We start from the raw sequence: 9,626 nt of genomic DNA, 5'->3' as shown, positions 1-9,626 counted from the left end.
ATTTCGCATCAACCGTTCGACTTGAACTTCACAATCGCCGTTTCCGGCATCTCGACATTTTAGCACACATTCGGGAAAACCCCAAATCGCTTTGTTAGTTCGCACCCGGGTAAACCCTGAATTCTCACCAACTGCCGAGCCCGAAATATTAACACACTTTTTAAATTCGATGCAACTAGATCTCTAATAACCATCGTCGCGGAATTTACTGCGTTATCACTTCGGCCCCACCGCCTGAACCTGTAAATTCGTGTTCGAGCAGCGAAGGAACGAGACTATACACGAATTTTGAGGGCTGTGGCAAATCGGACGAAAAAACTTCAATTAACGAGGCGTGTCCTTCTATAGGTGACTCGTGCTGCCCTGCTCTCTCTCTATATATAGAGGGGCGATCCCGCTGACTGTTTCCTATCCGTCACGAACGCCGATTTTTGTTGCAACAGTCGTGCGTCTGCCTTGCTATGCTGCTTGATCTATCTGAATCTCAAGGTCTGCACGCCATGTTGATGCTCTCGCGCGGGTCGCGCGTTGGCTTGATCCAATTCTTTGTTGGAATGCTGCTGATATTGGTTTTGGGGCTAGGCTACGCAAGCGCCGCCTCGAATGAGCGCCCCCCAGAGCCTGCAGACGTCGACGCAACCCTGTCACAGGCGCGCAAGCAGATCGATCAAATTCGGGAGCACCTGAGCGACGCCGGAGCGGACGCCGAGTTAGTGCGGTGGCGCAACGAGGTGTTGGATATACAGTCCGAAGCGACTGGTCTGGCCGAGTCGCTTGCGCCGCAGTTGGCAGATGTAACGGCCCGCTTGTCGCAACTCGGGCAGGCTCCAGAGGGTGCGCGCGAGGCAGGCGATGTCGCGGCACAGCGTGCGCAACTGCAGCAAGACAGTCGCAAACTAGATGCCCAGACCAAGTTGGCGCGCCTGCTCGCGGTGGAAGCTGCCCAAACCGCGGAGCAAATTTCTGGTCTGCGCCGTAATCAGTTTCAAGCTCAGTTGGGCGAGCGGCGGGATTCCATCCTGGGGGATGCTTATTGGCGCGAGCTGCGGGGCGATCTGCCGCGTGACTGGCGTCGACTGCGAGACTTGGGAGCGGAACTCAGGAAGTCCGCGGCAGCCACGGATTCGGGGATCTGGGCCGGGCTGGCTGCAGCGATTATCGCGACTTTGTTTCTACGCAAAGCATGCAGTCGTTGGTTGCTGCGAATCACCGCGACGCGCGTTCCCCCGGGGCGATTGCGTCGGTCGTTTTTGGCGATCGGCATCGTCGTCCTGACCTCGGCCACGCCAGGCATCATTGCCGGTCTTCTCTATTTAGGATTGACCTGGAACGCTACGCTGGACAATGACACGCTGACACTGTTGCAAAATCTGGCGATCGTGACCTGCTTCGCTGGCTATGTCGCAGGCCTGGGGCGTGCCTTGCTCTCGCCAGTCCGTTCGAGTTGGCGCCTGCCTAACATTTCGGACAATCTGGCGCGGGCCCTACGCCATTTCCCCACCGCAGTGGCGATATTGGTGATGTTGATCTGGTTGGGAGACCATCTGCCGATTCTCATTAACGCCAGCCTGACCAGCACTATTCTGACGGCATCGTTGACCGCCCTCATGCTGACGGCAACGCTGGGCTGGGGATTGAGGCGATGGCAAATCGTCACCCGGGCAGAACTAAAGGGTGAAGGAGCCACACCAGTGCATCGGCCTTTGTGGTTGGCGGTGATGGCGGCGATTGCCTGGGTCACACTGATTTGTAGCACTGCCAGCATTTTGGCCGGCTACGTGGCGTTTGGCAGTTTTCTGGTCAAGCAGGCGATGTGGACGTTGGCCGTGTTGTGTTCGGCCTATTTGCTGTCCATCCTCATTGCGGATGGGTTTACGACGCTACTGACCCCTGCGCCGCGCAATGATGAAGAAACGGCCAAGCGCTCCCACGGACAGGCTGCTGTACTGCTTGCAGGGATGGGCCGCGTGACAGTTGGGTTTCTCGCCGTGTCGCTGTTGGTGGCGCCTTTTGGTAATGGCCCATCGGATCTGATGCACCGGATGAACCTGGTGCTGGGCGGGCTGCAAATCGGCGAGGTGCAACTACGGCCTCGCGCGCTGATGCAGGCGTTTGCCGTGCTGGCGGTATGCCTGATATGCGTGCGGGTATTGAAGAAATGGTTGGCGAACCGCTATCTGCCCACGACGGCGTTGGACCCGGGCATGCAGCTTTCGGCGGCGACATTGTTCGGCTATGCGGGCGTAGTACTGGCGGTCGCGCTGGCGTTATCGGCATTGGGCCTCGGGCTGGAAAGAGTGGCGTGGATCGCCAGCGCGCTGTCGGTGGGCATCGGCTTCGGGATGCAAGCCGTGGTGCAGAATTTCGTGTCGGGTCTCATCCTATTAGCAGAGCGGCCTGTCAAAGTAGGCGACTGGGTGTCACTAGGCGGGCTGGAAGGCGATATTCAGCGGATCAACGTACGCGCGACGGAGATTCAGATGGGGGACCGTTCCACGGTGATCGTTCCGAATTCCGAGTTCATTACGAAGACTGTGCGTAACGTCACGCACGAGAACCCTATCGGTGTGGTTCAGGTAAAGCTGCCCATGCCGTTCGACACGGATGTGCAACGCGTACGCGAGATATTGCTGGAGGCGTTTACGGCTAATGAAGGTGTGTTGGAATCTCCGCCTCCGGAGGTGTTTCTGGAGGGTATCGAGAATGGACGACTGCTGTTTAACGCCAAGGGCTATGTGAGCACACCGCGTAACGCGTACGGTGTGCGCAGTGCATTGCTTTACGAGGTCTTGCAGCGCTTGGCCGAGGCCAAACTGCCGTTGTCTACGCCGTCGACCATGGTGTTAGCGCCGGGGAACGCACCGTCGATAGTTGGGGACGATGATGGAGCAGATCGACCGAAATCAGGACAGCAAACTACTCAGCGCGGGAATTAACAACCCTAAGCCCGACGCCAACAGCAGCACGAACACCAGCCTTTTCACTGTCTGCACTGAGCTGGCTCGAGCACGGTGGCGCGCCCAGGCGCTCATCATGACAACTACGGGCAAGGCTTCGGCAGCGAGCCAGACGGAAGACAAGGAGAGGTTGCCGCTCGCGGCGACCAGACCGAGTCGTAATGCCGCGTTGGCGGCAAAAAGAATCAGCAGGCTGTTTCGGATAAGGGCCAGTGGCAAGGGTTGCCGGTACAGGTGATACACCATGGGTGGACCGGCTGCGGAGAAAAGCCCGCCTAACAGACCTGATACCAATCCGAACGAGATAAACGAAGAACGGGAGGAAAGGCGCTCTCGCGGACGTGTGCGTATCACGAGTAGCAGCGCGCAGACGAGGATGGTGAGACCTAGGAGCGCGCGCGCCAGGAGCGCCGCATTCCCGGCGATCCACTCCAGCGCCATCACGCCACCCACGACGCCAATCAGGCTGGCTATCATAGGTGCGCGCATCATGCGCCAATCGAGTTCGTGTCCCGCTCCACGTAGCGCCACCACAGCGTTGACCAACGTGAGCATATTGACGGCGTTGACCATTTCGGGAAGCGTGGCCAAGGAAAACAGGCCGGTTAAGCCAAGCAAGATCAGCGCAAAGGCAAAGCCCGTCATCGTCTGGGCGTAGGAGGCCAGCGCGACAAATGCGAGGTACAACAGGTGATCGATACCGCTCATATTTCAATACGACAACAAAGACCGCAACGGCTGGCCGTGACGCCTGGAGGTTACCGCTTTCCTCCTGACCGGCTGGCGTAGATGTTTAAGGCCAAACCGCCCAGTACGAGTGCGGCTGCGAGAATCTTCCACATGGGCAGCGCTTCGCCCAATAGCGCTGCGGATGACAGAATGCCAAAGATCGGCACTAGCAGTCCCATGGGTGTCACGGTGGCGGCAGGGTGGCGCGCGAGCAACCAACCCCAGACGCCGAATCCGAACACAGTATTGCCTACCCCTTGCCATAGCGCTGACAGCCAGCCCGTCACACTGGCATGGGTGAGCGCGTGCATGATGTGAGTGGGACCATCGACGATGAGGCTGATCAGCAGCAAAGGTGGCACCGAAAAGAGCGAGCTCCACGCGGTAAAGGACAGCATATTGACGCGCCCAGCGCGCCGCATGGTCATATTCGTGCATGCCCAGCAAAAGGCGGCAGTCATGACCAGACCAAAACCTAGGAGCGTGATGGCCGACGTAGCGTCCGTGGCGCTATACCAGGCCACCAGCGCATAACCACAGGTCGCGCAGATCAATGCAGCGATCTGCAGCCCGCGAATGCGTTCGCTATTGATCACCATCGTCATGAGGATGGTAAAGAACACCTGAGCCTGCACGACCAAAGAGGCCAGCCCCGGAGAGATGTCGTGGCGCATTGCCCAGTACACCAGGCCGAATTGCCCGACACCGAGCAATAAACCCGCGCGGATCAATAAACTCCACGGTACGGCCGGGCGGCGCAGGAGAAATACCCAGGGCAGCGCTGAAAGTGCGAAGCGCAAAGCGGCAAATAGGAACGCCGGAAATTCATCCAGCCCCCACTTGATGACGACAAAGTTCGTCCCCCAGATGAAGACAACCGTCAGCGCCAGCAGCAGATGAGTAAAGGGCATGGGGATCGATGTCGCAAGACTGGCGAGGGCCGGTGAGCCGGCCATCATAAGCCCTGGAACCGGCACACCGCCAGCCTGCGATGGTTACTGACGCCGGGCTGAACGACGCTATGCGGGAATGGGATGCTCGGCGAGATCGCCGATCACGGTCGTCCACGGTCGCACGCGCCATTGTTTGACGAGCCCTTCTTTGACATAGGGGTCGGCCTGCGCGAAGGCTTCCGCGACGGCGGGTGAATCGGCCTTGAAAAGCAGGATCGCCTGGTCGGCCGGATCGGCAAGCGCACCGCCAAGGACGAGCTCGCCACGCTCCGCGGCGGCGCGCGCGAGTGCCAGGTGCTCTACGCGGTAGGCCCCGCGTCGTTCGAGATAGTCCGGGGTCAGATCGTAAAACATTAGATAGTGCATGGCGGCTCCTGCGCTAAAGTCACGGGTACAGCGTGATCATACTTTGAGGCACGCTGCGTGATCCTAGCCGTTTCTTTCCAACAATATATATAAGAGGTATATCCATGGTCCATGAAATCGCCAGCATTCTGATTGCCGAGGGGCACGAAGCCCAATTCGAGGCAGCCGTTGCCCAGGCAAAGCCCTTGTTTTTGCGTTCTAAAGGCTGCCACGGTTTGGAGTTGCATCGCGGCGTGGAGAATCCGCGGCAATACACGCTGGTCGTAACTTGGGAAACGGTGGATAGTCATCTCGTGGAGTTTCGCGCGTCGGATGAATTCACGGAATGGCGCCAACTGATCGGGCCGCATGTCGAGCAAGGTCCGCAAGTCCACCACGAAACCCGCGTGCTGTAAGGAAGATCGACGATGAAACTGGCGGCGAACTTGTCTTTGTTGTACCCCGGCCTGCCGATGGCGCAACGTATTGAAGCGGCGGCGCAAGACGGATTCGAAGGAGTGGAGATTCTGGCTCCTTACGACATGGAGCCGGAAGCGCTTGCTGCGCTCTTGCGGGCGCATGGCGTGAAGTTGGTGCTGATCAACACCCCGCTCGGCCCAAACGGGGAGAAAGGTCTCGCCAGCTTGCCCGGCCGTGAAGCCGAGTTCGAGGCCGGTCTGCGGCAGGCGTTCGCGGTGTGCCAGGCAACCGGATGCCGAGCCATCCATGTCATGGCGGGTCAAGTGCCCGAGGGTGGCGACCGGGCGCAACATGAAGCCACGCTGATCGCCAATTTGCGGCACATGGCGCCGGTCGCTGCGCAAGCGGGAATCACGCTGACGTTGGAGGCCTTGAATCGCCAGGACGTGCCCCACTATTTCTATTATGTGGCGGATCAAGCGGTGGAAATCCTGCAGGCGGTTGACCACCCCGCGGTGCGACTGCAATTTGATTTCTATCACAGCCAACGAGAGAAGCTGGATCTGAACGGCACGCTGCAGCGGCTGTTGCCGTGGGTGCATCACGTGCAGTTCGCGCACGTCGAGGGGCGGCACGAACCTGACCCCACAGACCCGGCCGTGGCCGCAGCGCTCGAGACCTTGGTGCAGGCCGGTTATCCGGGATGGATCGGCTGCGAATACACGCCCGCCGGCGATCCGCACGAGGGCTTGAAATGGCGCGACGCGTACCACGCGCTCGTCCGTCGGCCGTAATGAGATCAGGTCTTATATAAGATATAAGACGCTTGCCCCACCCGTTTGCACCCTCTACAATCGCTGCCTATCACCCTTCCCGCAACCCGATTTTTGAGCAGGCTACCTCATGCTGGAGAAGTACCGTCAACACGTTGCCGAGCGCGCCGCGCTGGGCATCCCCCCGCTGCCGCTATCGGCACAACAGACCGCCGATCTCATCGAGCTTTTGAAAAACCCGCCGGCTGGCGAAGCCGACTTTCTGCTGGAATTGCTGACCTATCGCGTTCCCGCGGGCGTGGACGATGCCGCCAAGGTTAAGGCTTCCTACCTGGCAGCAGTCGCGTTGGGCAAAGAGTCGTGTGCGCTGATCACCCGCGCCAAGGCCACGGAACTGTTGGGCACCATGTTGGGTGGCTACAACATCAGCGCGCTGATCGAGCTACTCGACGACGCCGAAGTGGGCACGATTGCGGCTGAGGGCCTGAAGAAGACCTTGCTGATGTTCGACGCCTTCCATGATGTGAAGGAAAAGGCCGACCAGGGCAACGCCAATGCGAAGGCCGTGCTGCAGAGCTGGGCCGATGCGGAATGGTTCACGAGCCGCCCCGAGCTGCCCGAGAGCCTGACCATCACGGTTTTCAAGGTTCCCGGCGAGACCAACACCGACGACCTGTCGCCCGCTCCCGACGCGACCACCCGCCCGGACATTCCGATGCACGCCTTGGCGATGCTGAAGAACAAGCGCGAAGGCGCGGCGTTCGAGCCCGAGGAAGACGGCAAGCGCGGCCCGGTGAAGTTCATCGAATCGCTGAAGGAAAAAGGTCACCTGGTTGCCTACGTGGGCGACGTGGTGGGTACCGGCTCGTCGCGTAAGTCGGCGACGAACTCGGTGCTGTGGTTCACGGGCGAAGACATCCCCTTCGTGCCGAACAAGCGCTTTGGCGGTGTCTGCCTGGGCGGCAAGATTGCCCCGATCTTCTACAACACGATGGAAGATGCCGGCGCGCTGCCGATCGAGCTGGACGTTTCCAAGATGGAAATGGGCGACGTGATCGAGCTGCGCCCGTACGAAGGCCGTGCGCTGAAGAACGGCGAAGTGATCTCCGAATTCCAGGTGAAGTCGGATGTGCTGTTTGACGAAGTGCGTGCCGGTGGCCGGATTCCGCTGATCATCGGTCGCGGCCTGACGGCCAAGGCGCGTGAAGCGCTGGGTCTGCCGCCCTCGACGTTGTTCCGTCTGCCGAAGAACCCGGTCGATTCGGGCAAGGGCTTTACGCTGGCACAGAAGATGGTGGGTCGCGCTTGCGGTCTGCCGGAAGGCCAAGGAGTGCGTCCGGGCACGTACTGCGAACCGCGTATGACGTCGGTGGGCAGCCAGGACACGACAGGCCCGATGACCCGTGACGAGCTGAAGGATCTGGCTTGCCTGGGCTTCTCGGCCGATCTGGTGATGCAATCGTTCTGCCACACGGCTGCCTATCCGAAGCCCGTGGACGTGAAGACGCACCACACGCTGCCGCAGTTCATCAGCACGCGTGGCGGTATTTCGCTGCGTCCGGGCGATGGCGTGATCCACTCGTGGCTCAACCGTATGCTGTTGCCGGATACCGTGGGCACGGGCGGTGACTCGCACACGCGTTTCCCGATCGGGATTTCGTTCCCGGCTGGCTCGGGTCTGGTGGCGTTTGCCGCTGCGACCGGTGTGATGCCGTTGGATATGCCGGAATCGGTGTTGGTGCGCTTCAAGGGCGAGATGCAGCCCGGCGTGACGCTGCGCGATCTGGTCAACGCCATTCCGCTGTATGCGATCAAGCAAGGTCTGCTGACGGTTGCCAAGCAAGGCAAGAAGAACATCTTCTCGGGCCGTATTCTGGAAATCGAGGGTCTGCCGGATCTGAAGGTCGAGCAGGCGTTTGAATTGTCGGATGCTTCGGCTGAACGTTCGGCGGCTGGTTGCTCGGTGCGCCTGAACAAGGAACCGATCATCGAGTACATCAACAGCAACATCGTGATGTTGAAGTGGATGATCGCCAATGGCTACGAAGACGAGCGTTCGCTGCGTCGCCGTATCAAGGCGATGGAAGCGTGGCTGGCCGATCCGAAGCTGTTGGAGCCGGATGCTGACGCTGAGTACGCGGCTGTGATCGAGATCGATCTGGCTGATGTGCATGAGCCTATCGTGGCCTGCCCGAATGATCCGGATGATGTGAAGACGTTGTCGGAAGTCGCTGGCGCGAAGATCGACGAAGTGTTCATCGGCAGCTGCATGACGAACATCGGGCACTTCCGCGCGGCTTCGAAGCTGCTGGAAGGCAAGCGCGATATCCCGGTGAAGCTCTGGGTGGCGCCGCCGACGAAGATGGATGCGCAACAGCTGACCGAGGAAGGTCACTATGGCGTGTTCGGTTCGGCGGGTGCGCGTACGGAAATGCCGGGATGCTCGCTGTGCATGGGTAACCAGGCTCAGGTGCGTGAAGGCGCGACGGTGATGTCGACGAGTACGCGGAATTTCCCGAACCGTTTGGGCAAGAACACGAATGTGTATCTGGGCTCTGCGGAATTGGCGGCGATCTGCTCGCGTCTGGGGCGGATTCCGACCAAGGAAGAGTACATGGCGGATATGGGGGTCATTAATAAGAGTGGCGACCAGATCTATCAGTACTTGAACTTTGATCAGATCGATGATTACAAGGATGTGGCGGCGGTGATTGAGGTTTAAGGCCTTATTGCTGTTGGTTTATGCCTTGACGCCACGGTAGTGGTGGGAAGAGCGGCTCTGGGAGGTTTCCGGGGCCGCTTTTTTTATGTGGGGTGGAGGGTTTGGGTCGTGGTGGCGGTGGGTGTTACTGGTGGCGCACTCATTTGAGTTCTTGAGACGCCGCTGATCGGGGCGCGAGCGGTGGCGGCCCTGTCGAAACGGCTCGCCCCCATGAGCAAGGGGGCTCGGTCCCTGCGGGACTGCCCGTTTCTCTACGGGCCGCCACCGCTCGCGCCCCGCTCAGCGGCTGCTGCGTCTTTGGGTGGGCGTCGTTTTGTTTGTGTCTGTGGGGCTGGGCTTGGGGGGTGGCTGAGAGCGAAGGGGATTGTTGCGGGGAGTTACGTTGGTTGCTTTGTGAGGTGGAGCTTACGATAATCGAACCCGTTCTTATTCCTATTTGGTTTACTGGCTATGCCTATCCAGACTACATCGCTCCGTGCGCCCTTCTTGCCCGGCCGTGCGCGCCCTACCCCGCTTTGTCTTGCGTTATGGACGGGGTTTGCCGTTGGAACGGTCGCTGGTGCGCCCAGTCTTGCGCAAACGGTTCAGGGCGGTGTGACAACGCTGGAAGCCACTACGGTGACGGGCGATGCGAGTGTTTCTGCGCCGACACCGCTTGAGTACGCGGGTGGGCAGGTGGCGCGGGGTGGCCAGTTGGGGGTGTTGGGCAATATGGACAGTATGGACG

At 59.9% G+C, this 9,626-nt stretch carries 7 protein-coding genes and 1 pseudogene; 5 read left to right on the top strand and 3 right to left on the bottom strand.

From position 1 onward, the window contains the following. The first annotated feature begins 500 nt into the window (after positions 1-500). Entirely contained in the window at positions 501-2,936 is a 2,436-nt protein-coding gene (locus GOQ25_RS04320) for a DUF3772 domain-containing protein (protein ID WP_370519884.1), read from the top strand. Here the strand turns inward: GOQ25_RS04320 and GOQ25_RS04315 are convergent. The 3 genes from GOQ25_RS04315 to GOQ25_RS04305 form a co-directional block, all read right to left on the bottom strand. Continuing rightward, complete coding sequence (locus tag GOQ25_RS04315; RefSeq protein ID WP_160349223.1) at positions 2,904-3,665, bottom strand: TSUP family transporter; 762 nt, start codon at positions 3,663-3,665, stop codon at positions 2,904-2,906. The two genes, GOQ25_RS04320 and GOQ25_RS04315, sit on opposite strands and share 33 nt — an antisense overlap. A gap of 50 nt (positions 3,666-3,715) precedes the next feature. Further along, complete coding sequence (locus tag GOQ25_RS04310) at positions 3,716-4,597, bottom strand: EamA family transporter (protein ID WP_160349222.1); 882 nt, start codon at positions 4,595-4,597, stop codon at positions 3,716-3,718. Positions 4,598-4,705: 108 nt separating this feature from the next. After that, on the bottom strand, positions 4,706-5,005 hold the full coding sequence (locus tag GOQ25_RS04305; protein WP_160349221.1) for a YciI-like protein: 300 nt from the start codon (positions 5,003-5,005) through the stop codon (positions 4,706-4,708). Positions 5,006-5,109: 104 nt separating this feature from the next. Between GOQ25_RS04305 and GOQ25_RS04300 the strand changes: the two genes are divergently transcribed. From GOQ25_RS04300 to GOQ25_RS19475, 4 genes and pseudogenes are all read left to right on the top strand, one after another. After that, positions 5,110-5,400, top strand: a complete 291-nt coding sequence (locus GOQ25_RS04300) for an antibiotic biosynthesis monooxygenase (protein WP_160349220.1) — start codon at positions 5,110-5,112, stop codon at positions 5,398-5,400. Positions 5,401-5,412: 12 nt separating this feature from the next. Further along, positions 5,413-6,198, top strand: a complete 786-nt coding sequence (locus GOQ25_RS04295; RefSeq protein ID WP_160349219.1) for a hydroxypyruvate isomerase family protein — start codon at positions 5,413-5,415, stop codon at positions 6,196-6,198. Between the two features lie 109 nt (positions 6,199-6,307). Continuing rightward, positions 6,308-8,899, top strand: coding sequence for a bifunctional aconitate hydratase 2/2-methylisocitrate dehydratase (acnB, locus tag GOQ25_RS04290; protein WP_160349218.1), 2,592 nt, complete (start codon positions 6,308-6,310; stop codon positions 8,897-8,899). Between the two features lie 450 nt (positions 8,900-9,349). Beyond that, a pseudogene (locus GOQ25_RS19475) lies at positions 9,350-9,626 on the top strand (hypothetical protein); the annotation flags it as partial.

It is taken from the genome of Bordetella sp. 15P40C-2, from assembly GCF_009763235.1.
GTDB lineage: Bacteria > Pseudomonadota > Gammaproteobacteria > Burkholderiales > Burkholderiaceae_B > Bordetella_A.
Note: the sequence above shows the minus strand (reverse complement) of the source record. Positions and strands in the feature narration are given on the sequence as shown.

Excerpts from the sequence above, each read along its gene's own strand:
- GOQ25_RS04320 (WP_370519884.1), top strand. The coding sequence starts at position 501 with ATGTTGATGCTCTCGCGCGGGTCGCGCGTTGGCTTGATCCAATTCTTT.
- GOQ25_RS04315 (WP_160349223.1), bottom strand. The coding sequence starts at position 3,665 with ATGAGCGGTATCGATCACCTGTTGTACCTCGCATTTGTCGCGCTGGCC.
- GOQ25_RS04310 (WP_160349222.1), bottom strand. The coding sequence starts at position 4,597 with ATGCCCTTTACTCATCTGCTGCTGGCGCTGACGGTTGTCTTCATCTGG.
- GOQ25_RS04305 (WP_160349221.1), bottom strand. The coding sequence starts at position 5,005 with ATGCACTATCTAATGTTTTACGATCTGACCCCGGACTATCTCGAACGA.
- GOQ25_RS04300 (WP_160349220.1), top strand. The coding sequence starts at position 5,110 with ATGGTCCATGAAATCGCCAGCATTCTGATTGCCGAGGGGCACGAAGCC.
- GOQ25_RS04295 (WP_160349219.1), top strand. The coding sequence starts at position 5,413 with ATGAAACTGGCGGCGAACTTGTCTTTGTTGTACCCCGGCCTGCCGATG.
- acnB (WP_160349218.1), top strand. The coding sequence starts at position 6,308 with ATGCTGGAGAAGTACCGTCAACACGTTGCCGAGCGCGCCGCGCTGGGC.